This is a genomic window from Streptantibioticus rubrisoli, from assembly GCF_024436055.1.
In the GTDB taxonomy this organism is placed as follows: domain Bacteria; phylum Actinomycetota; class Actinomycetes; order Streptomycetales; family Streptomycetaceae; genus Streptantibioticus_A; species Streptantibioticus_A rubrisoli.
The window spans coordinates 75,581-100,793 of sequence record NZ_JANFNH010000013.1 but is presented as its reverse complement, the minus strand read 5'-3'; the positions used below and the strand labels follow the sequence as shown (position 1 = coordinate 100,793).

Genomic DNA, 25,213 nt, shown 5'->3' with positions numbered 1-25,213 from the left:
GCTGGGGCGGCGGCCGTCCGTGAAGAGGCCGCAGGCCTGGTGAGAGTCGGTGTGCGCGGCGACCGATGTGAGAGCCCTCAACCCCCCATCCGCTGGCCCGCGAAGGCCGCCTCTGCCGTTGTGCACAGTGACCGGACCGCGCCGCGCAGCGACAGCCAGGAGTGCAGCCAGAGCACGGCACCGGCCGGGGCGGCTGGCCACCACCAAGGGCCGAGGAGGGTGAGTGCGGCGCTCCAGGCGAGGGCCTCGCAGGCGGCGTCGTAGGCGTCACGGGCCTCGCTCAGGGCGGTGCGGGAGGCGTCCGGTGCCGTGAGCAGCAGCGTGGCCCACTCGCCCGCGACATCGCGTCCCGTCTCCGCCCTGACCCGGGCCTCGGTGGCTCGGAACCGGTCGCCCGACCAGGTCGGGCAGCGGGGCTCGGTCGTACCGGTACGGGCCCTGCGCGCGTCAAGTCGGTCGGCGTGCAAGGGACTTCCGGCGGCGCGTGCCCGTACCGCCTCCTTGCCGATCTCCTCGGGATGCGCCCAGCGCCGCACGCGCCACGCGGTCAGCCGCCGTCCCAGCGGCATCAGCCACCAGGGCCAGGCCCCCGAGGCCAACGCGCCGATCGCGCGCGCGGCCACCGGTACCGCGAACGCGGCGCCCACCACCGCCACCGCGTAGAGCACGAGAGACGCCAGCGCGTGAGTGCCCGTACCGCCGCTCACCGGCAGCGCACCGGCGATCCGCTCGCGGGCGAGTGCCAGGTCGTCCCAGTGGTGCTGGCCGAGTTGGCCGCCGCCCACGGTCGCGACCAGGACGAACAACGCGGCGGGCAGGAACCGCCGCAGGAACCACCCGTCGGGTATCCGCTTTTGGAGTTCGACGAGTAGTCCCACCGGCCTCAGCCGTCCACCAGGCGCATCGGCTGGCCGACCAGGGCACACGCGGGTGCCTGAGCGGCTTCCCCCGCACGCAGGTCGACCCGGGCGCACCGCCCCGTCGGGCACACCCAGCCGACCGACCGCGGTGTGGGCCCGGACGGCCAGTCACCCACGCCCATCGTGGCCCGCAGGCCGAGACCGCCCGGGATCCCGGCCGTTTCGGCGGCCTCGTGCAACTCGCGGACAGCGTCTCGCCATTCACCGGTGGAGGGGTCGACGTCCCGGACGACCGCGAAGCGGCTCTCCCACAGTTCCGGGCCGATGAGCTCGCGCAGCGCGTCGATGTTGCGGCACAGGTACTCGACGGCGTCCTCGTACACCCTGCGTGCCTTAGCCCCGTCTCCCATAGCGGACTCCCCGAAAGTCCCGAGAAACACTGCCCGTTGTGACGCGACCACATTACTGTAATGCGCGATGACTGAGCTTCGGGATCGGGTCGTCGAACGCCTCACAACGGCTCAGAATGCTTCGTCCGCCGCACCGCTGCGCGGACCGGACGCGGTGAGCGACGCGTTGGCCCTGCTGCGCGAGGCCGCACCGGCGCCCGGGGAAACGGTTGACCTCGCCGCGGTCGCCGCCGTCTGCTGGACCTTCTGGCTCCGCCACCAGGGCCCCGAGGACCCGGACGCGCAGCGGAACATGACGATCGCGTTCAGCGCCTTCGGGTTCCTGTGTCCGCGGGTGCCCGCGGACGCGCAACTTCCGCAGCCGTTGCGGAACGCCTTCGACCCCGCGGATCCAGCGCATGACGCACGGTTCGCCTATCTCGTCAGCTCGGCGTACGGCGATGCCGCGGGCAACGCCCCGGACCTCACGGCCGCCGAACGCCTCACCGCGCTGGACCGGGCGCTCGCCTGGTCCGACACGGCACGCCAGCAACTGCCCGAAGACCACGAGGGGTTCGCCGAGCTGGCGTTCCACGGCCTCGGCCTCAACGTCCTGCGCTTCCAGCTCGCGGCGGACCCCCACGCCCTGGCCACCGCGGCCCGACACGCGGCCGCGGTGTGCGAGCGGCTGCCTTCCCCGGGCCCGGCGGCGGCCGAGGCAGGCCGGATCGCCCTCGGGACGGTGCTGGACGCCGCGCGATTACTGGGCGAGCCGCCGCTCGCCGAGGTCGAGCGACTGGTCGCCGCCGCCCCGGACGGCGCGCTCACTCCGGAGGCGGCCGAAGGCCTGCGCCTGCTGCGCGAGTTGTACGCCGTGCCCACCACCTGGCCGGGAGAGCGGGACCTGCGCATCGGCGCGAGCATCACCGAAGCGGGCGCACGCGAGCATGACGCGGCCCGGGTCGCCTGCGGCGTACGGCGACTGCGCACCGCGCTGGCGCACACCCCCGCCGACCATCCGGCCCGCCCTGTCGTCACCGCCACCCTGGGCCAGGCGCTCCATGCCTTCGCGGGCGAGCGCGGTGACCTCTCGGCGGCCCGTGAAGCGCTCGACCTGCTCGCCACCGCCAGCGCGACGACTCCCCTGCCCGACGCCGAAAGCGAACTCCTCGCCGAACTGCGGCAGTTGATGGCCGTGATGGACGGTGACGATCCGCTACGCTTCCACAACGCCCGGCCGTTGCTCGGCCGCGTCCTGGAGCGGGTCAGGGAGCACGGCGGGCCTGCCCCGGACATCGATCTCGAAGTGCTCGACATCGCCATCGCGTTACCCTCCGGTCCGGTGTCCGACGAGCGAATCGCCCGGTATCGCACCGCCGTTGCCGCACTCCCCGCCGATGCGCCGCACCGTTACGCCTACGCCGCCGTACTCGCAGCCCTCACCGGAGCACGCGGACAGGCGCTACGGGAGACCGAGCCGGAGCGGGCGGCCCAACTCGCCGCCGAGGCGGCCGCATTGACCGACGAGGTGGCGGCCGCCGCCCCGGCCGACTTCCTGCCGCTCGGCCTGCTGCGCCGCGGCATCTTCGACGCCGCGCTGCCCGTCGCCGTGTCGACGGTGCCCATCGGCGTACCGGAGGACGACGCGGCCAACGGGGAGCTGGCGAAGCTGGTCTCCCTGGTCTCCCGCATGGCCGACATCCGCCTCGACGGGCGCGAGCACCTCGACTCCGACATCGCGGTTATGCGGGACATGCTCGCGGACATCGGTGAGGACGACTCCCTGGGGGCGTCGTTGGGCGGTGTGCTCGGCATGGCGCTCTACGCCCATGCCTCCGCGCAGGGCGACCCAGGTCCCGTGGACGAGGCCGTCCCGCTGCTGCGGCACGCACGCGCACACGGGTCCGAGCACCCCGAGGGATTCGACCAGATCCTCGCCTCCGCGCTGACCATGTCGTCGATCGGGCGCTTCGACGCGGAAGCCGCTCGGGAGGCGTCGGCGCTGCTGGCCAGCGCGGCGGCACAGGGCGGCGCCACCGATGCCGACCTGGCGCTGCTGTCTGCCCGTACGCAGTTCTTCAACGCCGTGGAGAACTACCTGTTCGGCCACGAACCCGGGCAGCTCGTACGTGCCCGAGAGCTCGCCGGGCGGCTCAAGGAACTCGTCGCCGAGGCGACTCCCCATCCGGGGCTCGACGTGCTGGGCGACGCGCTGCTCAACCTGGTGGATTCCATCGGGCCCGGCGGTGGTCCGAAACCCGACCTCACCGACGAGGACATCGACCGGTTCCGCGAGACGTTCGCGGCGTGTCCGCCCGGGCACCCGATGCGGCTGTTCACCGCCTCCACGCTGGTGCGGGCGCTCGCCCAGCGTGCCGTCGCGGTGCGCGCCGCCGACCAGGAGCACTCGGCCCGCCTGGTGGCCGAGGCCGAGGAGGTGCTCGGCGCCGTGGCGGCGCAGGCACCCGACGGCTGGGCCGACATGACGCGCACGTTCATCGGTGTCGTCGGCACGGGAAGCCTGCCCGCGCTCTCCCCGTCCGACCAGCCGCCCGAGACCCCCGCCCCCGCGAACGCCGTACAGGCCATGCTGGCCAGCCTTGGCCGCCGCCTTTCCGGCATCGACGATCCCGCCGCCGGGCGCGACCGCGGGATTCCGGTGTGGTTCCGGGCGCACGGTGAGATCGGGGCCGCGGCCGGTGCGTTGAGGCGGGGTAAGGGCATCGATGTGGCGCTGGACCATCTGGACGCGGCGGTCGAGGCCATGGCCGCCGTCACCGACCGGGGCAGCGACCAGCGGTCCGCCGAGCACGGCCTGACGACGTTCGAGGGGGACATCCGCTCGGTCATCGAGCTGGTCCTGCTGGAGGCTTTCGGCCACGAGGCCGCCGCCTCGGTGCACCGCCTCGGGGAGAACATCAAGTCGGCCCTGGCCGAAGGGCGTCTGCCGGAGGACCTGCCCCAGCTCGGCGAACTCTTCCGGGTCGTCGCGGGGCCTGAGGTCGACCGCGCGACCGAAGTGCTCGTACGCGGGCGCGGACTGCTGCTGTCGAGGCGGATCGAGTCCCGCGCCGATCTGAGTGAACTGCGGTCCGGGCACCCGGAGTTGGCTGACGAGTTCGAGCGGCTCACCGACCAGCTCGCCGCCGAGACCGACGCGCCGGAACCGGCTCCCGCCGGGCACGCCGAGTGGTCCCGGCTGGCCAAGCTCCGCGCGTCGCGGGAGCTCGACGAACTGGTCGAGCGCATCCGCGCCCAGCCGGGGTTGGACGGCTTCCTGCGTCCGCTGTCCGCCGAGCAGTTGCGCTCCCTCGCCACCGACGGCCCGATCGTCGTGCTCAACCACGCGCGACGCTACTGCCACGCCCTCGTCGTAACGGCCGGGGACATCACGGCGCTTCGCCTCGAAGCGGAGTCGGACGAGATCACCGACGCGGCCCGGCGGCTGCGCGGCGCCGTCGACGCCACCAACGCCCACGGCCCGGCGCGGCCGTCCCCGGCGGAACTGATCGCCGCCGGTGCCACGGTCCGCGAGGTGTTGGCGTGGACCTGGCACAAGGTCGTGGGCCCGGTCCTGGACCTCGTCGGATCACGCCAGCGAGTTGCCGACGGCGGCAGGTGGCCGCGGATCTGGTGGGTGCCCACGGGGTCGTTCAGCGCCCTGCCGCTCCACGCGGCGCAGTGCACGCTGGCCGAGTGCGAACTGGGCGACTGCGGCGCGGCATTGGACGCCGTGGTGTCGTCGTATGTGCCCGGCTTCCAGACCCTGGCGTACGCGCGCGCCCAAGCCGCGCACCGCGACGCCGCCGACAACACCGGCGCCTTGCTGGTCGCCGCGCCGGAGGACGAGTTGCCCGGCGTGGCGGCGGCGGCCGAGTACGCGGCCGGACTGCTGGGCGCGGGCGCGCCACTGGTCGGCACCGCCGCCACCCGCGCGGCGGTCCTGGCGGCACTGGGCGGCACCCCGTGGGCGCACTTCGGCTGTCACGCGGCCACCGACCCGCTGGAGCCGTCCGGCGCACTGCTCCATCTGCCCAGCGGTGAGCCGCTGTCCGTGCTGGAGATCTGCCGGGCCCGGCCGGGGTCGGCACGGCTCGCCTTCCTCGCGGCGTGCGGTACCGCGCGCAGCTCCGAGCGGCTGTCCGATGAGGCCATCCACATCACCAGCGCGTTCCTTCTCGCCGGTTTCCCCGCCGCCGTAGGAACCCTCTGGGAGATCGACAGCACCCACGCGGACCAGGTGACCCGCGCCTTCTACCGCCGCATGACGGGCGACGACGCCAGTTCCCCCGCGCACGCCCTCCACCACACCGTCCGGGAGCTCCGTCGCCGGATCGCCGACCGCCCCCACATCTGGGCGGCGTACGTGCACGCGGGGACATGAGCCGCCGCTGCCGGACGCACGGTTCGCGGTCCGAGGCGCGAAGCCCCGGACCGCTATCCATACACCGCACCCAGTCGCCGGACGCGCAAGTCAGTTAGATGTTCCCCCGTGACCGACTCCCCCGTGGCGTCTAGCGAACTAGATGCGATGCCAGGAACATACCTCCGCCCCCGATACTGCTGTCAAGTCAACTAGATGAGAAGGCCCGGGTGATGGGCTGTCAGGTGACAGATTCCCTCTAGTTGAGAGGATGGGGATAATGGGATGCTGCAGACTTCAGTACACGGACGGCACGGGCGCGGGGAGTAGTGATCAAGGCGATGGGTGACCGGACTTCGACCACCGAACCGCGCACGATCGCGCAGAAGCTCGACTACCTGATCCGGGAGATCCACCCCAAGGGGCGCGGCCCATTCACCTACCAGGAGATCGCGGACCAGATCCGGCAGCGGGCCAGCGAGGGCGACCCGACGGTGTCGCACGGCACGGTCCAGGCCATCCGCACCGGCAAGGTCACCAACCCCAGCGTCGACTCGCTGCGCGCGCTGGCCGCCTTCTTCGGCGTGCCCACCGCCTACTTCCTGGACGACACCGTCTCCGGCGCGGTCGAGGCCCGCATCCGGGAGATCAAGCAGAGCACCGAGCAGGCCGACGCGGGCGACGAGTTGGCCGACGCGCTACAGGACCGGGAGGTCCGCGCCGTCGCGTTCCGGTTGAGCGGCCTGTCGGCCAAGTCACTGCGCGGCATCAAGGGCATCGTGGAGGGCTTCCGGCAGGCCGAGGGGCTGCCGGAGGTGAAGCCCCAGCGGACCAGGCGCCGCAGAGCCTGATCCCACCGCGCCCCGCCTCGTGCTGACCGGCTTATTCCGCTTAGAGTACTGGTCGCGAGTGGTTTGGGTGCGCTCCGAAACGTTTCTACGGTCCGCCCGGCCGGTTTTGGTGTCGGGTGGCTGAAATGAGGCGGTGGGCATGAAGTGGTGGAGACGCCCGCATCAACAGCAGTTCGCCGATCTCGCCGAACGGCTCGTCATCCCCCAGCCGTTCAGCCTTGAGGAGTTCTGCGCGAGCATCGCCGAGCAGCGCGGCCGCCCACTGCACCTGCTGCCGCTCGACGGTCCGGCGGACCCGGACCTGCCCTGCGGCATCTGGCTCGGCCTGGACGCGGCGGACATCGTCTTCTACGAGGCGAGCGCGGCCGACATCCTCAAGGTGCACATCGTGCTGCACGAGATCGCGCACATGCTGCTCGGCCATGTCGCCCCCGAACTGGACGTCGCCGATGACGCCGCCGTGGACGAACTCCCCCCGGCCACCGAGCACTTCCAGAACCTGCTGACCCGCACCACCCAGGCCGTGCGGAACGCCAACGCCCCCGCGCTGCCCATCGCCGACATCGTCCGCTCCGAAGCCGCGCGCATCCGCAGCACCGCCGCGGCCGCCACCGAGCGGGACGACGAACTGGGGCTGTCGCCCGACCGCATCGTCCATCTCCTCGGCCGTACGAAGTTCGCGAACCGCCAGGAGAAGGACGCCGAAACGCTGGCCACGCTGATCCTCGAACGCGCCAGCCGCAACGAGACAGGCTCCACGTCAAACGAGGCGGCCGATGTGCTCTCCCGCCTCAACGACGCCTTCGGACACCCGGCGCGGGGGCTATGAACACCGTCAAGCACACCGTCCTCGCCCTGCTGTGGGCGGTCACGCTCTGGCGGCTGCCCGCCGCGGCGCGCGTACCGCGGCAACGCGCGCTGTGGACCGCGTTCGCCTCCATCGCCGCCGCCTGCACACTGGGAGACCCCGGCGTGGTCGACTCCGTCGACCGGCTCGCCGGTGTCCACAACCTGTCCACGCTCGGCAAGAACCTGCTGGGCATCGTCGGCTCGGCGGCCATCTTGGACTTCGTCGTCGCCATCGCCCGCCCCCGGTCGCTGCCCAGGGCCCGCCGCGCCCTGACCGCGCTGGCGACGGTCTCCATGACGGCGATGACCGTGCTGTTCGCGCTCACCCCGCGGCCGCTCGAGGTCAGCGACTTCTACCAGGCCAACGTCGGTTCCCTGTCGGGCACCGCCTACTGCATGGTCTTCACCGGCTGCCTCGGCATCGCCATGACCGTGGCCACCTGGCTGTTCTGGGGGTACAGCCGGCACGCCGGGGCCGCCTGGCTGCGCACCGGGCTGCGCCTGCTGGGCGCCGGAACCGCCCTCGGCGCCTGCTACAGCCTGCTGCGCACGGTCTTGATGCTGCTGGGCTTCCTGCGTCCGCACATCATCGGCACCACGGCCACCACGGTGGCGGACGCGGTGGAGAACGCCGCCATCTCCCTGATCGTCGTGGGCAGTTCACTGCCCGCCGTCGGGGTGTTGTGGCGCTCGGTCCGCGACTGGCGGGCGCTGCGCCGGATCCAGCCGCTGTGGGCCGAACTGACCAGCGCCGTACCGGACATCGTGCTGGACGCACGCTCGCACCTCACCCCCCGGGTGCGGCTGCACCGTACCGTCATCGAGATCCGGGACGCGGTGCTGGTGCTCTCCTCGTACGTACCGGAACACATCCGCAGGCAGGCCGAGCGCACCGCGCGGCTCTCCGGCGTCCAGGGGGAGCGGCGGGCCGCCCTGGCCGAGGCGATCTGGCTGCGCACCGCGTGCGCGGCGAAGCTCAACGGCGCGGATGTCGTGCGCGATTCGGAACGCCGGACAACCCCCTCGGCAGGCATGGCCCTCGACTTCGACGCGGAAGTCGCCCGGCTGCTCATCCTCAGCGAGGCCTACCACTCCCCCGCGGCCCGCACCCACTCGAAGGAACACATGTGACCCTGCTGACCGAGACGGAATCCCGACCGGCTCGCCTGGTGACGGACGGACTCGAACCCAAGAACTGGATCATCGCGGTGTCCCTGCTCATCGGCTGGCACGCGGACCGGCTGGCCGGGGTCGGCTGGGGGGTGTTCGCCGCGGTGTTCGCGGGTGGGATCCCCACGCTGTGGATCAAGTTCGGGCAGCGGAAGGGCTATTGGGGGGACCGCCATGCCCGCCGCCGTCAGGACCGGCTGATCCTGATTCCGGGCGTGGTGGTCTCCGTGGTGCTCGGCATCGCGCTGATGGCGCTCCTGGGCGCGCCGCGGGAGATGCTCGCACTGGTCGCGGCGATGCTGACCACGCTGCTGGCGATCCTGGCCATCACCACGGTGTGGAAGATCTCCGTCCACACCGCGGTGTCCGCCGGCTCGGTCATCATGCTCGCCCTCGCCTACGGCCCCTGGCTGCTCGCCCTCTTCGCCCTGGTGCCGGTGATCGGCTGGTCCCGTGTCGCACTGCGCGACCACACCCTCGCCCAGGTGACCGCGGGCACGGCCCTGGGGGCGACGGTGGCGGGCGTGGTCTTCGGGGTGTGGAGCTGAGCCCGACCTGCTTCAGTCCAGGTCCACGCGCTGCCCGGCGGACACCACGAGGCGTACGTCGCGTAGGGCGGCCAGGTGCTCCAGCGGGTCCCCCTGGACGGCGACCAGGTCGGCGCGGAAGCCTTCCTTCAGACGGCCGGTGGTGGCGGCGATGCCCAGGGCCTGGGCGGCGTTGGTGGTGGCGGAGTCGATGATCTGGGCGGGGGAAAGGCCCAGGTACTTCAGGAACTCAAGGGTGTTCACGAAGGAGTCGAAGGTCGCGCGCGGTATGCCCGCGTCGGTGCCCGCGATGAAACGTACGCCCTGTTCGGCCATCCAGCGCATCGAGGTGAACATCTGCTCGGCCCGCTCCTCGCCCACCCGCTGTGCGAGGGCCCGCCAGTTGGGGCTGGTGGCGGTGCACACGTAAACGCCACGGGAGTTGATCTGGTCGACCAACTCCTGACGCATGTCGAACTTCCCGCCTTCCGACATCCATGTGCAGTGCTCGATGGTGCGCACACCGGCGGCCACCGCGGCGGCGATGCTTTCGGTACCGTGCGCGTGCACGGCGACCGGCAGCCCGAAGCGCTGGGCCTCCTCCACCACCATGCGCAGTTCGGCCGCCGTGAACTGCGGCTGCCAGACGGCTGGCCCGCCCTTGGTGAGTCCGCCGCCGCTGGCCATCACCTTGATGACGTCCGCGCCCGCGTCCGCGTTGCGCCGCACCATCTCGCGTATCGCGGCCTCGCCTTCGACCTCACCGCCCAGGAACCAGCAGTGCCCGCCGGGCTGGGTCAACGGCGTCGCCGCCGAGACGATCCTGGGGCCGGGGAGTTCCCCCGCGGCGATCGCCTCCCGCAGCCGAATGGCCAGGCCGCCTCGGTCACCGAGGTCCCGCACGGTGGTGCGCCCAGGCGCTACTCTTCCCACGTCGGTTCCACTCAGGTGAACCGACGTCACGGGGAAGGCATCCACACACGTCAAAGCCCGGGGCGCCAGCCACGCCCCGGGCTTGCCGCGTCGGCCTAGCTACCGCCCCGTTGCCCCGACCAGCGGGCCGGGCCCATCTGTCGGGACATGATGGTGACCAGTTCGTACGCTGTGTGCGAGGCCGCCACCGCGGTGATCTCGGCGTGGTCGTAGGCGGGGGCCACCTCGACCAGGTCGGCCGAGACCAGGTGGCAGGCGGACAGGCCGCGGATGATTTCCAGCAGTTCGCGCGAGGTCAGGCCGCCCGCCTCGGGGGTGCCGGTGCCCGGGGCGTGGGACGGGTCCAGGACATCGATGTCGACGGAGATGTAGAGCGGGCGCTCGCCGATGCGTTCGCGTAGCTGCTGCACCACCTCGTCCACACCGCGCCGCATCACATCGGCGGACGTGACGATGCCGAAGCCCAGCTTGGCGTCCTCGTCCAGGTCGTCCTGGTGGTAGATCGGGCCTCGGGTACCCACGTGCGAGAGGGCGGAGGTGTCGAGGATGCCCTCCTCCACCGCCCGGCGGAACGGCGTGCCGTGGGTGTACTTCTCGCCGAAGTGCGTGTCCCAGGTGTCCAGATGGGCGTCGAAGTGCAGCAGCGCGACCGGACCGTGCTTACGGGACACCGCCCGCAGCAGTGGCAGCGCGATGGTGTGGTCACCGCCGAGCGTCATCAACCGGGCGCCGCTGTCGATGAGTTCACTGGCGGCGGACTCGATGGTCTCCACCGCCTCGTGGAGGTTGTGCGGGTTGGCGGTGATGTCCCCGGCGTCCGCGACCTGGGCGAAGTGGAACGGGTAGACCTGCTGCGCCGGGTTGTACGGGCGCAGTTGGCGGGACGCCTCACGTATCGCGTTGCCGCCGAACCGCGCCCCGGGCCGGTAGGAGACGCCGGAGTCGAAGGGCACCCCGACCACCGCGATGTCCGTCTCCCCCACCTCGTCCAGTCGGGGCACCCTGCCGAACGTCGCTAACCCCGCGTAGGTCAGGGTCCGTTCGGTCACCTCTGGTCCGCGGGGTGGGATCACGCCGTGGTTGTTCGGGCTCATGGTGGTAGCCGGTGCCTTTCTCGTGTGGGGGGTGTCGGCTTTACGTCGGCGGGTTGCCGTGCTTGCGGGACGGAAGATCAGCGTGCTTGGTACGCAGCATCGCCAACGAGCGGATCAGCACCTCGCGGGTCTCGACCGGATCGATCACGTCATCGACCAGGCCGCGTTCGGCCGCGTAGTACGGATGCATCAACTCGGACTTGTACTCCTTGACCATCGCCGCCCGCATCGCGTCCGGATCATCCGCCTCCGCGATCTGCCGACGGAAGATCACGTTCGCCGCGCCCTCGGCACCCATCACCGCGATCTCGTTCGTCGGCCAGGCATAGGTCAAATCCGCACCGATGGACTGCGAGTCCATCACGATGTACGCACCCCCATACGCCTTGCGCAAAATCAGCGAGATCCGCGGCACCGTGGCGTTGCAGTACGCGTACAACAACTTCGCACCATGCCGGATGATCCCGCCATGCTCCTGATCCACCCCCGGCAAGAACCCCGGCACATCCAGCAACGTCACGATCGGAATGTTGAACGCGTCACACATCTGCACAAAACGCGCGGCCTTCTCCGACGCCTCGATGTCCAGCACACCCGCCAACGTCTGCGGCTGGTTCGCGACAATCCCCACCACCTGCCCATCCAGCCTAGACAGCGCACAGATGATGTTCGTCGCCCACCGCTCATGCACCTCAAGGAACTCGCCGTCATCGACGATCTCCTCGATCACCTTGCGCATGTCATATGGACGGCTGCCGTCCACCGGCACGAGGCTCAACAACGCGTCACCGCGCCGGGTGGCAGGGTCCTGGCAGTCCACCGCGGGCGGCATCTGGCGGTTGTTGGAGGGCAGCAGCGACAGCAGGTATCGGACTTCCTCGATGCAGGTGCCTTCGTCGTCGTACGCGAAGTGCGCCACGCCCGAGGTCTCGGCATGCACATCCGCACCACCCAGACCGTTCTGCGAGACCTTCTCCCCCGTCACCGCCTGCACCACATCCGGCCCGGTGATGAACATCTGCGAGGTCTCCCGCACCATGAACACAAAATCCGTCAACGCCGGACTGTAGGCGGCGCCTCCGGCGCACGGGCCCAGCATCACCGAGATCTGCGGGATCACCCCCGAAGCCCTGGTGTTGCGCTGGAAGATCCCACCGTAGCCAGCAAGAGCGCTGACACCCTCCTGGATCCGAGCCCCCGCACCATCGTTGAGCGACACCAACGGCGCACCCGCCGCGATCGCCTTGTCCATGATCTTGTGGATCTTCTGCGCATGCGCCTCACCCAACGCACCACCAAAGATCCGGAAATCATGCGCGTACACAAACACCGTGCGCCCATGCACGGTCCCCCACCCCGTGATCACACCATCGGTGTACGGCCGCCTCGCCTCCAACCCGAACCCCGACGCACGATGCCGCCGCAACGGCTCCACCTCGTGGAACGACCCCGCATCCAGCAACAGCTCGATCCGCTCACGCGCAGTCAACTTCCCCTTGGCATGCTGCGCCTCAGTCGCCCGCTCACTCGGCCCCCGCCGCACCTGCTCACGAATCGCGCGCAGCTCCGCCACACGCCCGTAGGCGTCACCGTCCCAAGGCGTGGCCTCGATCATCGTCGTCATGGTCAGCTCCACCCCCGGCCCGGTGTGCGGGCGACATAGTGGTCCGAAGCCGTGGGTCGGCATCGGCGTCTGCGGGGCCTTCCGCACCCACGTTCGACGATTCAAACCCTCACAGCGGTGAGACTTCCACCACCATCGCCCCCTACCGCCCGCCCACCACCCCCTAAACCGCCGTGACCAGCGGTCACGACCGACTCGATCAGGCCACTGGCCCGATGACCGTGACATCGGCCCCATATCGATTCAACAGGCCGTTCACCGGCTGGTGATTTCCACGTTACTTTCACGTGGCGCGCACCTCGCCCATGCTTTTCTTCGCCGGTGGGGGTCGTTGCTAGAGTTCCCAATGAGCCTTCGGCCAGAGGCACCGGTCGACGTCATGTGACCAACCCTGCGCGTAACTGACCTGAACCGCGCAGCGGGTTGGCGTCGTCCTGGGGAGCATGCGGGGGAAGGAGCACGATCCGTGGCCCACTTAGGGGTATTACGAGCCCGCGAGGCGTGAGACGTATTCCGGAACCTCCAGGACTACCGTTCGGTAACTCAACCGCCGGTAGCGGAACGTCACCTGACCGGCCTCCTTGACGGCCCCCGGATTTCTGCGCGTGTTTAACGGGGAAGGAATTGAAGAGTTGTTGATCGAGCGGGATGAGGAGAGGGCTCGGCTCACCCGGTTTTTCGCCGGGAGATCGGACGGCCGAGGCCGCATCGGTGTCATCAGCGGGGCCGCGGGTTCGGGCAAGACGGCACTGCTGAACCACGTGTCGGAGCATGTCATGTCCTCCGGCGTCCAGTTGCTCAGCGCGGTCGCCGCGCCCTCGGAACAGGCCTTCCCCTACGCGGTGTTGGAGCAGTTGCTCCAGGGGCTGCCGCCACTCGCCGACGGCCTGCCACCGCTGCTGTTCCCACTGCCGTCCGAGCACGGCCCACACCCGGGCGAACCGGACCCTCAGGTACCGCTGGCCATCCTGCGCGGGTTCCACCGCATCCTCGCGGAGCTCACCGCCCAGCAACCGCTGCTGATCGCCATCGACGACGTGCAGTTCGCCGACCCGCAGTCGCTGACCTGCCTGGCGTACGCCGTCCGCCGACTACCCGCCAACCGGCCCGCGCTGCTGGTCGCCTGCGGCGGCCGGAGCGGCGGCACACCCGCCGCGGTCAGGGAGCTGCGCCACCAGCTCGACCGGTGCAACATACGACTCGGTCCGCTGTCCGAACAGGGCGTCAACCGGCTGCTGGCCGACGTGTTCGGCACGGTGGACGCCGACCGGCTCACCCCCGCCTTCCACGCGGCCACCGGTGGCAACCCGCTGCTGCTGCACGGCTATCTGGACGACACCCCGCGCCCGGCCCCGGGCACCGGCGGCCGGACGGCGCTGACGCCAAAGGCGGGCGAGATGTTCCGGCAGGCCGCACTGGCCTGCGTACACCGCGCAGGCGAGGACAGCGTGTCGACCGCCCGGGGCATCGCGGTGCTGGGCGCTGCCGAGGCGGTACCACTGCTGTGCGGCCTGGTAGGGCTTGAGGAGCTGATCACTCGTCAGGCCATCGCCGCGCTCGCCGAAGCGGGCATCCTCAACGCGTCGGGCACCGCGTTCCGCCACGAGGCGGTGCGCGAGGCGGTACTGGAGGACCTGCCCGCCGAGTCGGCCGCCCAACTGCGCTGGCGGGCCGCGCGGTTGCTGTACGAGGACGGCGCGAGTCCGACCGCCGTCGCACACCAGTTGATCGACCACGAGCCGCCCGCACCCCACGAGGAGTGGGTACCGGAGGTGCTGCGGGAGGCGGCGCGCTGGGCGCTCACCGACGACGAGGTCGCGTTCGCCACCCGCTGTCTGCAGACCGCCGAGCGGCGCTGCCCCGACGACCAGCAGCGGCTGGCGATCAGGGCGGAGCTGGCGGAGATCCTCTGGCGGGTCAAGCCGTCCGCGTCGGCACAGCAGTTGCAGTCGCTGGCTGCGCCCGCGCGGGCCGGTCTGCTGCCGCCCAGCCAGACGCTGCAGTTGGCGCTCGGCATGCTGTGGAACGGCCAGATGGACGATGCCGCAGCCGCGATCCGCCAGGTCAACGAGGTGATGGCCAAGGAGCCCGACGCCCAGCTGGGCAGCCAACTACAGGCCGCCCGAGTGCTGTTGACCACCACGTACCCCGGGACGCTGGGCAAGGTCAAGGAATGGCCGGGCCAGGAGCACAGCGGACGCATCACCACCGCGGCGGCGATGCCGCTGAAGGCGCTCAGCGCGCTCCAGGCGGCGCTGCGCCAGGAGCCCGAGGACGCCGTGGCCGAGCAGGCCGAACAGGTCCTGCGCAGCACGCGGTTGACCGATCTGTCCCGGCAGGTGCTCAAGACGGCGCTGCTGGCGCTGGTGTACACGGAGCGGCTGGGTCCGGCGACGTTGTGGTGCGACCGGCTGCTGGCGGAGGCTGATGCCCGTAACGCGCCGAGCTGGCTGGCCATGTTCAACGCGGTACGGGCGCAGATCGCGTACCGCCGCGGGCATCTGACCAAGGCGGTCGAGTGCGCCGAGCAGGCCCTGGAGCAGCTTCCGGCCAACGGCTGGGGGGTTGGCATCGGCATGCCGCTGGCCACCCTGGTCGAGGCCAGGACCGCGATGGGCCACCACGACACCGCGGCTGAGCTGCTGGAGTCCCCGGTACCGGAGGCGATGTACGCCACCCGGTACGGCGCGCACTACCTGTACGCGCGCGGCCGCCACCAGTTGGCCACCGGCCGCCACCACGCCGCGATGACCGACTTGGCGGCCTGCGGCGAGCGGATGCGCGCCTGGGGCATGGACTCGGCAGCCCTGGCGCCATGGCGGTTGGGCATGGCGGAGACATGGCTGGCGTTGGACAACCATGACAAGGCCGCCGAGTGGGCCAAGGACCAGCTCGCGCGCGCCCCCGAGTCGCAGCCGCGGATCCGCGGCATGGCACGGCGGCTGCTGGCCTCGACCCTGCCGCCCGCGGAGCGACCCAAACTGCTCGGCCAGGCGATCACCGCGCTGCAGTCGGGCGGCGACTGCTACGAGATGGCCCGGGCGCTGGCCGATCTGGGCCAGGCGCACAAGCAGCTCGGCGAGGTGGCCAAGGGCAGGCTGCTGGTCCGCCGGGCCTGGCGGATGGCTGAGGGCTGCGGCGCCGAGGAGTTGTACCGTTCGCTGCAACCCACCTCGGTGCGCGGCGGCTCGTCGGAGGCGGCCGGGGAGTCGGCGAGCGCCGGACGGGCGGACAGCGCAGCGGTGGCCTCGCTCACCGACGCGGAGCGACGGGTCGCCTCGCTGGCCGTGTACGGCTACACCAACCGCGAGATCGCGGCCAAGCTGTTCATCACGATCAGTACGGTTGAGCAGCACCTCACCCGCGTCTACCGCAAGATCAACATAAGTCACCGCCAGGACCTCCCGGTCAGTTTGGACAGCGATGTCGCACACAGCGCCTGACACCCCGGCGCCCGGCCCCACACCCGGCAGACCCGACGGACGGCTGCTCGCCGTCAGCGACCTGCACATCGGCATGCCGGACAACCGCCCCATCACCGAGTCGCTGCGCCCGACGAGCGACGACGACTGGCTGATCGTCGCCGGGGACGTCGGTGAGCTGACGAAGGACATCGAGTGGGCGCTGAGGCTGCTCACCGACCGTTTCGCGAAGGTCATCTGGGCGCCGGGGAACCATGAGCTGTGGACGCCGCGCGAGGAGCCGCGGCAACTGCGCGGTGAGCAGCGCTACCGGCACCTGGTGGAACTGTGCCGCGGCCTGGGTGTGGTCACCCCGGAGGACGAGTACCCGGTGTGGCGGGGAGCGCAGGGGCCGGTGGCGGTGGCGCCGCTGTTCCTGCTGTACGACTACACCTTCCGGGTGCCCGGCACCGCGACGAAGGAGGAGTCGCTGGCCCGGGCGCACGAGGCGGGCATCGTGTGCACCGACGAGTACCTGCTGCACCCGGACCCGTATCCGAGCCGCGACGCCTGGTGCCGGGCCCGGGTGCGGGAGACCGAGCGGCGGCTGGCGGCGCACGATCCCTCGGTGCCGCTGGTGCTGGTCAACCACTATCCGCTGGTGCGTGAGCCGACGGACGTGCTGTGGCACCCGGAGTTCGCCCAGTGGTGCGGCACCGAGCTGACCGCCGACTGGCACCGCCGGTTCAACACCGCGGTGATGGTCTACGGGCATCTGCACATCCCCAGGACGACCTGGCACGACGGAATCCGGTTCGAGGAGGTCTCGATCGGCTATCCCCGCGAGTGGCGGCGCCGCGGCCATCCGCGCGGGCTGCTGCGGCAGATCCTGCCGTACCCGGAGGACGGCAAGGACAAGGAGGACGGCGCGTGATAGGCGAACTGCTCCCGGCGACGGTGGCCTGCGCCGAGGCGTTCGAGGACTGCGGCGAGGACCAACTCTTCCCGCAGGAACGGGAGTTGCTCGGTAACTCGGTGGAGCGCAGGCGGCGGGAGTTCACCACCGTACGGTCCTGTGCCCGGCGGGCGTTGGCGGAGCTCGGTCTGCCGCCCTCGCCGGTGCTGCCGGGGGTGCGCAACGCGCCGCGCTGGCCGGACGGGATCGTCGGCAGCATGACGCACTGCGACGGCTACCGGGCGGCGGCGCTGGCCAGGGCGACGGACATGGCCACCGTCGGCATAGACGCCGAACCGGATCTCCCGCTGCGCGCCGGAGTGGTGGAGTCGATCGCGCTGCCCAGTGAGTTGTCCTGGGTACGGGCGGCGGCGCCCGGCTCGGTGCACCGGGACCGGCTGCTGTTCAGCGCCAAGGAGTGCGTCTACAAGGCGTGGTACCCGATGATGCGCAGCGAACTCGACTTCGCTGACGCGCGGCTCGCCTTCGCCACCGAGGCCACCAACGTCTCGGGCAGTTCCGGTACGTTCGACGCGCGGGTGCTGCGTCCGGCACGCCACTCCTCCGGTCGGTGGGTGGACGCGTTCTCCGGCCGCTGGGCGGCCAGGCGGGGGCTGATCGTCACCGCCATCGCACTGCCCGCGATGGAATCGCTGAATTCCACCCCGACCGCCACCGGAAACCAGGGTCGGTAGGGGTTGGCCGCACAACGCGGCGGAAAATAGCGTGAGTTCATGCTCGTGCCGGATTTTCCGTTCTCGTACGACAGCTGGCTACGCCATCCGGCCGGGCTCGGCAGCCTGCCGCCGGGCACGGCCGGAACCGAGGTCGCCGTCGTCGGCGGCGGTATGGCGGGTATCACCGCCGCCTACGAGCTGATGCGACTCGGGCTGCGCCCGGTGCTTTACGAGGCCGAGCAGTTGGGCGGCCGAATGCGTTCCGTGCCGTTTCCCGAGGACCCCGAACGGGTCGCCGAAATGGGCGCGATGCGTTTTCCGCTGTCCGCCCGGTCGCTGTTCCACTACATCGACCTGCTGGGCCTGCGCACCTTTCCGTTTCCCAATCCGCTGGCACCGAGCACCCCCAGCACGGTCATCGACCTCAATGGCCGCCGCCATACCGCGCGTTCGGTCGAGGAGTTGCCCGGGATCTACCAGGAAGTGGCCGACGCCTGGGACAAGGCGCTCCAGGAGCGGGCCGAACTGTCCACGGTGCGTGACGCGATGCGGCGCGGCGATGTGGAAACCCTGAAACTGGTGTGGAACCGGCTGGTCATGGAGTTCGACGACCAGTCGTTCTACGGCTTCCTGGCCACCTCCCCCACGTTCCAGTCGTTCCGGCACCGGGAGATCTTCGGCCAGGTGGGATTCGGCACCGGCGGTTGGGACACCGATTTCCCCAACTCGTTCCTGGAGATCCTGCGGGTGGTGTTCACCGAGGCGGACGACAACCAGGTGGGCATAGCCGGCGGCTGCCAGCAGGTGCCGCGCGGACTGTGGCGGCACAGCCCCGCCGACCTGGCGCACTGGCCCGCCGGGACCTCACTGGCCGCGCTGCATGGCGGTGCTCCCCGGCCCGCCGTCACCCGGATCCGCCGTACCCCGGACGGCTTTTCGGTGACGGACGCGGACGACACCGTTCGGGAGTATCCGGCGGTCGTCTTCACCCCTCATGTGTGGACGCTGCTGCACCGCATCGACTGCGATCCGCGGATTCTGCCCACCGAGCACTGGACCGCGGTGGAGCGCACCCACTACATGGGGTCGTCAAAGCTTTTCGTGCTGGTCGACCGGCCTTTCTGGCGGGATGCCGATCCGGACACCGGGCACGATGTGATGGGCATGACGCTCACCGACCGGATGCCGCGCGGTGTCTACCTCTTCGAGGACGGTCCGGATCGGCCCGCGGTCATGTGCCTTTCGTACACCTGGAACGACGATTCGCTGAAGTACGCCACGCTTTCCGCGGCCGAGCGGCTTGAGGCGCTGCTGACCGGTCTGACGGCGATCCATCCGAACGTCGACATCCGTTCACACATCATCGGCGACCCGATCACCATCACCTGGGAGACGGAACCGCACTTCATGGGCGCGTTCAAGTCGAACCTGCCCGGCCAGTACCGTTACCAGCGGCGGCTGTTCACCCAGTTCATGCAGGACACGGTGGACCCGCAGCACCGCGGTTTCTTCCTGTGTGGTGATGACGTCTCCTGGACGGCCGGTTTCGCCGAGGGAGCGGTGACGACCGCGTTGAACGCGGTGTGGGGGGTGGTCAACCACCTTGGCGGTGGTACGCATCCGCACAATCCGGGGCCGGGCGATCTGTTCCATGAACTGGCGCCGGTGGAACTCCCCTACGTCTGAGCCGAATACACCTAAGGCCCAATAACGAAAGGGGGGTTGGCGGATCGGTTTCCGTCAACCCCGCCCCTTCGCATGGCCGCTATTCCTGTGCGAGGGCCTCCAACCGGCGCTTGTCCGGCTTGCCGTTGCGGTTGAGCGGAAACGCGTCGAGCACGATGACCCGGTTGGGCCGCTCATAGGCGGGCAGCAGTGCGTCGAGCACCTCCCGCCAGTGCGCGGCGTCCCGCCGCTGCTCGTCCTCCACGAAGAACACCAGCTGCGCCCCGCGCCGTTCGTCCGGCAGCGGCACCACGCGTACCGGGCACTTCGCGGCCTCGACCTTGCGCTCGATCAGCTCGGGGTAGAGCGTGTAGCCCATGCGGTGCACGGCGAGCTTGCGGCCGAGGACGAACAGGTTGCCGTGCTCGTCAAGGTGGCCGAGGTCACCGGTGGGCTGCCAGCCGGTCGGGGCGGGGATGAGCGTGCCGTCCTCGGCGAGGTGGCCCTCCAGCGCGTCCGGGGTGTCGACCTGGATCTCGCCCGCCTCTCCCGCGGGCACCGGGCGGCCGTCCTCGTCCACGATCCTGACCCGGATGCCCTCCATGGGGCGGCCGGTGGCGACCGGGTTGTCCAGGGTGGCGAAGGCGATGTTGCCCAGTTCGGTGCTGCCGTAGCTGTCCAGCAGCGGCAGGCCGAACTCCTCGGTGTAGGCGGCGACCAGCGGCGCGTCCAGTGGCGCGGCGCCGACGCAGAACATCCGGGTGGACTCCAGATGGACGCGCAGCGCTGGCTTGCGGGTCACCAGGTTGAGGATGCTGCGGTAGCTGGAGGGCGTCGCGTCGATCACCGTGGTGCCGGTCTGCCCGGCCATCCGCAGCGCGTGGTCCAGCCGCCGGTAGGGGGCGATCACCAGCGAGCACCGGGTGAGCCAGGCGATCAGCACCATCGACAGGCCGTACTGGTGGGCGAACGGCAGCAGCGGCAGCAGTACGTCATCGCCGCGGTGACCGACCTGTGCGGCGTTGCGCTCCAGGTTGCGCAGGAACTTGGCGCCGGACTTGACGACCCCCTTGGGGGTGCCGGTGGAGCCCGAGGTCCACATGATCAGGCCGTCCGGCAGTTCGCCCCAGGCGTCGAACGACAGTTGCCCGGCGTCGGCCGGGCGGTCGGCGGCGGCGACCAGCAGTTCGTAGAGGTGGACGGGGTCGGCCTCGGCGTCGATGGGCGCGTCGTCGTCCACGAAGGTCTTCTTGACGCCGGTGCGCAGTGCGATCCGCCGGGTCTCCTCGACGTGCTCCTGCTGGTCGACCAGCACGATCGAGGCACCGACGTGCATCAGCGCGTACAGCACGCACACCCACGCGGCAGAGTTCCCGGCCTTGAGCATGACGCGGTCGCCCGTGCCGACTCCGCCGTCGCGGATCACCGCGGCGACGCGCAGCGCGTCGCGCTCGAAGTCATCGAGGGTCTGTACCGAGTCGACTGCAAATATTCTCGCGGTCATCCGTAGGCTCCCTTGTCCTACTCGGCTTGAATTGTCTTGACATTGGCGATGTTTTCGATGTTCTCGATCGATATCGACATGAGTTGGTCATGGACGAGGTTGACCACCTCGCGCTTGCTGTTGTCGAGGAAGCGCTGTGCGCCGGGCAGGACCTCAAGGTCGAACCGCCCGCTGGTGCACCGCCGCCAGGCCCGTACCCCCGCGGGTGTGGTGCGCGGATCGTGGTTGCCGGTGAGCGCGACGATGCGGCAGCTCAGCGTCGGCGGGCCGAGCGGAGCGTGCACCCCGGGGGCGTTGCGGCCGGAGACGAACAGCGTCATGAACAGCGCGGTGGTCTCCCGCTCCAGCCGCTGGGCCACCCGGTAGGCGAGGTAGGCGCCGTCACGGTGGCCGAAGAACGCCAGGCGGCGGTCGGTCCAGTCGCCCAGCGCCTCGAAGATCCGGTCCGCCAGCTCCTCGTCGTCCTGCACCGGTTCGCCCTCGCCGTGGCACAGGTCGTCGGGGTCGCCCGCGTCCCCCGGGTACTGGACGACCAGTACCTCCACGGTGGGCAGCAGCAGCTCGGCCAACGCCAGGTAGTAGGCGGTGGAGTTGACGAAACCCGGGAAGCACACGAGGCGGAAGCTGCTCGGGGTCGCCGGTTGCAGGATCCTGATCAGGCCGATGTCATCGGGCGTGGTCTCTTCCGTCATGTGGTCGGCGGCCCCTGCCTGAGGGGGGTCCACACCTTGTGGTTCTTGCGGTACCACTCCACCGTCTCGGCGATGCCCAGGCGGAAGTCATGGACCGGCCGGTACCCCAGCTCGTCACGGATCTTGGTCCAGTCGACGCTGTACCGGCGGTCGTGCCCCTTGCGGTCGGCGACCAGGTCCACCCGGTCCCAGTCCGCCCCGCACGCCTCCAACAGCACCTCGGTGAGCTGCTTGTTGGTCAGCTCGGTGCCGCCGCCGATGTTGTAGATCTCGCCGGGTCTACCCGCGGTGAGCACCGCGAGCAGGCCTCTGCAGTGGTCGTCGACGTGCAGCCAGTCCCGTACGTTGCCGCCGTCGCCGTACAGCGGCACGTTCCGGCCGCTGAGCAGACGGCTGACGAACAGCGGGATGGCCTTCTCCGGGTACTGGTACGGGCCGTAGTTGTTGGAGCAGCGGGTCACCCGCACGTCCAGCCCGTGGGTGCGGTGGTAGGACAGCGCGATCAGGTCGCTGGCGGCCTTGGACGCGGAGTACGGGGAGTTGGGGCGCAGCGGGTCGTCCTCGGTGGACGAGCCGAACGGGACGGAGCCGTAGACCTCGTCGGTCGACACGTGCACGAACGGCGCCGTGCCGTGCCGCAGCGCCGCGTCCAACAGGGTGCTGGTGCCGAGCACGTTGGTGTGCACGAAGTCCTGTGCCGCCTCGATGGAGCGGTCCACATGCGACTCGGCGGCCAGGTGGATCACCGCGTCGTGCTCGGCGACCAGTCGGTCGACCAGGGCGGCGTCGGTGATGTCGCCGCGGACGAACGCGTAGCCGGGTGCGTCCTGGGCCGGCGCGAGGTTCTCCAGGCAGCCGGCGTAGGTGAGCTTGTCCAGCACGGTGACCCGCACGCCGTCGCCCAGCGGCCGGTCCGGGCCGAGGATGGTGCGCACGAGGTGGGAGCCGATGAAACCGGCCGCGCCGGTGATCAGGAGCTTCATGAGCGGATCTGCACCTTGCTGTGGTCGCCGAGGATCAGGCGGTGGGCTTGCGGGGTACGGGGGGCGGGCGTGACGGCCACATCACGGCCGATCATGGACGCCTCGATCCGGCGGACGCCGTCGATCGTGGCGCCGGTGAGCACGATCGAGTACTCGATCTCGCTGTCGGCGATGGTGCAGTGGTCGGCGACCGAGGTGAACGGCCCGATGTAGGAGCCGTCTATGCGGGTGCCGCGGCCGATGACCGCCGGGCCGACGATGCGGGAGCGGGTCACCGAGGCGCCCGGCTCGACGACGACACGGCCGACGAGTTCGCTCTCCTCGTCCACGGTGCCCTCACAGCGCGGGGCCAGCCGATCGAGCACCGTCCGGTTGACCTCCAGCATGTCGGTGGCGTTGCCGGTGTCCTTCCAGTAGCCGGTGACCACCGAGGAACGCACCTTGGCGTCATGGTCGATCAGCCACTGGATGGCGTCGGTGATCTCCAACTCGCCGCGTGCGGACGGGGAGATGGCGGCCACGGCGTCGTGGATGGCGGGGGTGAAGAAGTAGACCCCGACCAGCGCCAGGTCACTCTTGGGGAACTCCGGCTTCTCCTCCAGGCCGATCACCCGCCCCGCACCGTCGAGTTCTGCGACGCCGAAGGCGGACGGGTCGCTGACCCGGGTGAGCATGATCTGGGCGTCGGGCGCGGTGCTGCGGAAGTCCGCCAGCTGGTCGGTGATACCGCCGACCAGGAAGTTGTCACCCAGGTACATGACAAAGTCATCGTCGCCGAGCCAGTCCCGCGCGATGCGCACCGCGTGCGCCAGGCCCAGCGGCCGCTCCTGCGGGATGTAGGCGACCGAAAGGCCGAAGGCCGAGCCGTCGCCGACCGCGGCCTGGATCTCCGGCGCGGTGTCGCCCACGATGATGCCCACCTCGGTGACGCCCGCCTCGGCGATGCCTTCGAGCACGTAGAACAGGATGGGCTTGTTGGCCACCGGGACGAGTTGCTTCGCCGAGGTGTGGGTCAGGGGACGCAGCCGGGTCCCCGAACCCCCGGACAGGACGAGCGCCTTCACGGGGTCTCCTCGATCGGCTCGGTGCTCTCGCTGGCCGCGCCGGTGGCGGACGCGAGGGAGTGCCAGAACGCCCGGCACTCCTGGTAGGACGGCAGCACACCGGCCGCCTGGGCCGCTGCCAGGCTCGGGGCGGCGGCGTCCTTGGGCGACAGGACGGGATCCACACCGTCCAGCCACTCGATGCCCAGGTCCGGGTCGAGTGGGTTGATGCCGTGCTCACGGCCCGGGTTGTATCCGGCCGAGCACAGGTAGACGACGGTCGCCTCGTCGGTCAGTGCCTGGAAGGCGTGGCCGAGTCCCTCGGACAGGAACACCACGTTGCGTTCGCAGTCGTTGAGCTCCACCGCCTCCCACTCGCCGAACGTCGGCGAGCCGGTCCGCACGTCCACCACCACGTCGCGAACCGCGCCGCGCACACAGGTGACGTACTTGGCCTGGCTGGGCGGTACGTCGGCGAAGTGCACCCCGCGCAGCACCCCGCGGTGGGACACCGAGCAGTTGGCCTGCGCGAGGTCCAGCCGACGGCCGGTCGCCTCCCGGAACCGCTGGCCCTGGAACCACTCCAGGAAGGTGCCGCGGTCATCGTCGAACTGCCGCGGCTGGTACACCCAGGCGCCGTCGATGGACAGGGGTTTCATGGCTCAACGCGCCTCCGCTACCGGGGTCTTGGGGTCCGCGGCCGCATCGGTGAGCGCTTCGGTGAGCGCCGCGCGCCAGTGCCGCAAGGGGGGCAGGCCCGCCTTCGCCCACCCGTCGTGGCCCAGCACGCTCCACGCCGGGCGGCGCGCCGCGCGCACCAGTTGGCCGCTGTCGATCCGCCGCACCCGCTCGGGGTCCGCGCCCACCAGCTGGAACACCGCACGGGCCAGCGCGTACCAGGTGGTGTGGCCGCCGCCGGTGCCGTGGAAGATCCCGGTGGACCGCTCCAGCGGCAGCCCGCCGAGCGCGACCAACCGGTCGGCGAGATCGCCCGCCCAGGTGGGCTGGCCGTGCTGGTCGTCCACCACGTCCACGGTGCGCTCCTCGTGCCGCGCGATCCGGGCCATGGTGCCGACGAAGCCGGTGGTCGCGGTGCCGGAGGCGGATCTGCCGTACAGCCAGGCGGTGCGCACCACGGTGGTGGCGTGCGGGAGTTCGGCCAACGCCGCCCGCTCGCCAGCGAGTTTGGTGCGCCCGTACGCGGTGTGCGGTGCGGGCGTGGCCAGTTCGCCGTAGGGGGTGCCGAAGTCCTCTGGGGCGCCGCCGAAGACGTAGTCGGTGGAGACGTGCAGCAGCCGGGCGCCGGAGGCGGCGCAGGCGCGGGCCAGGTTGCGCGGGCCGTCGGCGTTGATCCGCGCGGCGGCGGCCTCCTGGGCCTCCGCGTCGTCAACGGCGGTCCACGCGGCGCAGTTGACCACGGCCTGGGGGCGGTGGTCGGCGACGGCACGCTCGACGGCGCGGGCATCGGTGATGTCCAGCCCGTCACGGCCCAGCGCCACGATGTCGGCGCCTCGGGCTGCCAGCCGGGCGGTCACCTCGCGTCCCAGCGTGCCGCCCGCGCCCACCACCAGCCAGCGGAACGCGGGAGCGGAAGGCGGCGGCGTTGGTGCGGCGGACGCGAATTCGCGAGGCG

The 25,213-nt window shown here is 70.6% G+C and carries 20 protein-coding genes; 9 read left to right on the top strand and 11 right to left on the bottom strand.

Features of this window, described 5'->3' with window-relative positions:
* Positions 1–77 precede the first annotated feature (77 nt).
* Positions 78–878 (bottom strand): hypothetical protein, encoded by an 801-nt coding sequence (locus NON19_RS14700; protein ID WP_255928144.1) that lies wholly within the window; start codon positions 876–878, stop codon positions 78–80.
* 5 nt (positions 879–883) lie between these two features.
* Positions 884–1,270, bottom strand: a complete 387-nt coding sequence (locus NON19_RS14695; RefSeq protein WP_255928142.1) for a hypothetical protein — start codon at positions 1,268–1,270, stop codon at positions 884–886.
* Between the two features lie 67 nt (positions 1,271–1,337).
* On the opposite strand from NON19_RS14695, the gene NON19_RS14690 reads away from it, so the two are divergent.
* The 5 genes from NON19_RS14690 to NON19_RS14670 all read left to right on the top strand — a co-directional run bounded on the left by NON19_RS14690 (position 1,338) and on the right by NON19_RS14670 (position 9,030).
* On the top strand, positions 1,338–5,633 hold the full coding sequence (locus NON19_RS14690; RefSeq protein WP_255928140.1) for a CHAT domain-containing protein: 4,296 nt from the start codon (positions 1,338–1,340) through the stop codon (positions 5,631–5,633).
* A gap of 320 nt (positions 5,634–5,953) precedes the next feature.
* The gene (locus NON19_RS14685; protein WP_255928138.1) at positions 5,954–6,463 is read left to right on the top strand and encodes a helix-turn-helix domain-containing protein; all 510 of its coding nucleotides are present in this window, start codon (positions 5,954–5,956) and stop codon (positions 6,461–6,463) included.
* A gap of 139 nt (positions 6,464–6,602) precedes the next feature.
* Positions 6,603–7,292 (top strand): hypothetical protein, encoded by a 690-nt coding sequence (locus NON19_RS14680; RefSeq protein WP_255928136.1) that lies wholly within the window; start codon positions 6,603–6,605, stop codon positions 7,290–7,292.
* Positions 7,289–8,443, top strand: coding sequence for an MAB_1171c family putative transporter (locus NON19_RS14675; protein WP_255928134.1), 1,155 nt, complete (start codon positions 7,289–7,291; stop codon positions 8,441–8,443). The genes NON19_RS14680 and NON19_RS14675 overlap by 4 nt, the downstream gene beginning before the upstream one ends.
* Positions 8,440–9,030, top strand: coding sequence for a phosphatase PAP2 family protein (locus NON19_RS14670; RefSeq protein WP_255928132.1), 591 nt, complete (start codon positions 8,440–8,442; stop codon positions 9,028–9,030). Before NON19_RS14675 ends, NON19_RS14670 begins: the two co-directional genes overlap by 4 nt.
* A 12-nt stretch (positions 9,031–9,042) precedes the next feature.
* Here the strand turns inward: NON19_RS14670 and NON19_RS14665 are convergent, their stop codons facing one another.
* The 3 genes from NON19_RS14665 to NON19_RS14655 all read right to left on the bottom strand — a co-directional run bounded on the left by NON19_RS14665 (position 9,043) and on the right by NON19_RS14655 (position 12,660).
* Entirely contained in the window at positions 9,043–9,942 is a 900-nt protein-coding gene (locus tag NON19_RS14665) for an amidohydrolase family protein (protein ID WP_255928130.1), read from the bottom strand.
* 95 nt (positions 9,943–10,037) lie between these two features.
* Positions 10,038–11,036, bottom strand: coding sequence for an agmatinase (speB, locus tag NON19_RS14660; RefSeq protein ID WP_255928128.1), 999 nt, complete (start codon positions 11,034–11,036; stop codon positions 10,038–10,040).
* 40 nt (positions 11,037–11,076) lie between these two features.
* Positions 11,077–12,660, bottom strand: coding sequence for an acyl-CoA carboxylase subunit beta (locus tag NON19_RS14655; RefSeq protein ID WP_255928126.1), 1,584 nt, complete (start codon positions 12,658–12,660; stop codon positions 11,077–11,079).
* Positions 12,661–13,295: 635 nt separating this feature from the next.
* On the opposite strand from NON19_RS14655, the gene NON19_RS14650 reads away from it, so the two are divergent.
* From NON19_RS14650 to NON19_RS14635, 4 genes are read left to right on the top strand one after another with little or no spacing between them, the layout of a single operon-like run.
* On the top strand, positions 13,296–16,103 hold the full coding sequence (locus NON19_RS14650) for a helix-turn-helix transcriptional regulator (protein ID WP_255928124.1): 2,808 nt from the start codon (positions 13,296–13,298) through the stop codon (positions 16,101–16,103).
* Positions 16,084–16,995 (top strand): metallophosphoesterase family protein, encoded by a 912-nt coding sequence (locus tag NON19_RS14645; protein WP_255928122.1) that lies wholly within the window; start codon positions 16,084–16,086, stop codon positions 16,993–16,995. The genes NON19_RS14650 and NON19_RS14645 overlap by 20 nt, the downstream gene beginning before the upstream one ends.
* On the top strand, positions 16,992–17,711 hold the full coding sequence (locus NON19_RS14640; RefSeq protein WP_255928120.1) for a 4'-phosphopantetheinyl transferase family protein: 720 nt from the start codon (positions 16,992–16,994) through the stop codon (positions 17,709–17,711). Before NON19_RS14645 ends, NON19_RS14640 begins: the two co-directional genes overlap by 4 nt.
* Positions 17,712–17,750: 39 nt before the next feature.
* The gene (locus NON19_RS14635; protein ID WP_255928118.1) at positions 17,751–19,379 is read left to right on the top strand and encodes a flavin monoamine oxidase family protein; all 1,629 of its coding nucleotides are present in this window, start codon (positions 17,751–17,753) and stop codon (positions 19,377–19,379) included.
* Positions 19,380–19,458: 79 nt separating this feature from the next.
* Here the strand turns inward: NON19_RS14635 and NON19_RS14630 are convergent, their stop codons facing one another.
* The 6 genes from NON19_RS14630 to rfbD are packed head-to-tail and all read right to left on the bottom strand — an operon-like array spanning position 19,459 to position 25,151.
* Entirely contained in the window at positions 19,459–20,862 is a 1,404-nt protein-coding gene (locus tag NON19_RS14630) for a class I adenylate-forming enzyme family protein (RefSeq protein WP_255928116.1), read from the bottom strand.
* A gap of 17 nt (positions 20,863–20,879) precedes the next feature.
* Positions 20,880–21,554: a thioesterase II family protein gene (locus NON19_RS14625; protein ID WP_255928114.1), complete on the bottom strand. Its 675-nt coding sequence runs from the start codon at positions 21,552–21,554 to the stop codon at positions 20,880–20,882.
* Entirely contained in the window at positions 21,551–22,537 is a 987-nt protein-coding gene (gene rfbB / locus NON19_RS14620; protein ID WP_255928112.1) for a dTDP-glucose 4,6-dehydratase, read from the bottom strand. The genes NON19_RS14625 and rfbB overlap by 4 nt, the downstream gene beginning before the upstream one ends.
* Complete coding sequence (locus NON19_RS14615) at positions 22,534–23,601, bottom strand: glucose-1-phosphate thymidylyltransferase (RefSeq protein ID WP_255928110.1); 1,068 nt, start codon at positions 23,599–23,601, stop codon at positions 22,534–22,536. The genes rfbB and NON19_RS14615 overlap by 4 nt, the downstream gene beginning before the upstream one ends.
* The gene (rfbC, locus tag NON19_RS14610) at positions 23,598–24,239 is read right to left on the bottom strand and encodes a dTDP-4-dehydrorhamnose 3,5-epimerase (RefSeq protein WP_255928108.1); all 642 of its coding nucleotides are present in this window, start codon (positions 24,237–24,239) and stop codon (positions 23,598–23,600) included. Before rfbC ends, NON19_RS14615 begins: the two co-directional genes overlap by 4 nt.
* Before the next feature lie 3 nt (positions 24,240–24,242).
* The gene (gene rfbD / locus NON19_RS14605; RefSeq protein WP_255928184.1) at positions 24,243–25,151 is read right to left on the bottom strand and encodes a dTDP-4-dehydrorhamnose reductase; all 909 of its coding nucleotides are present in this window, start codon (positions 25,149–25,151) and stop codon (positions 24,243–24,245) included.
* Between the last annotated feature and the right edge of the window lie 62 nt (positions 25,152–25,213).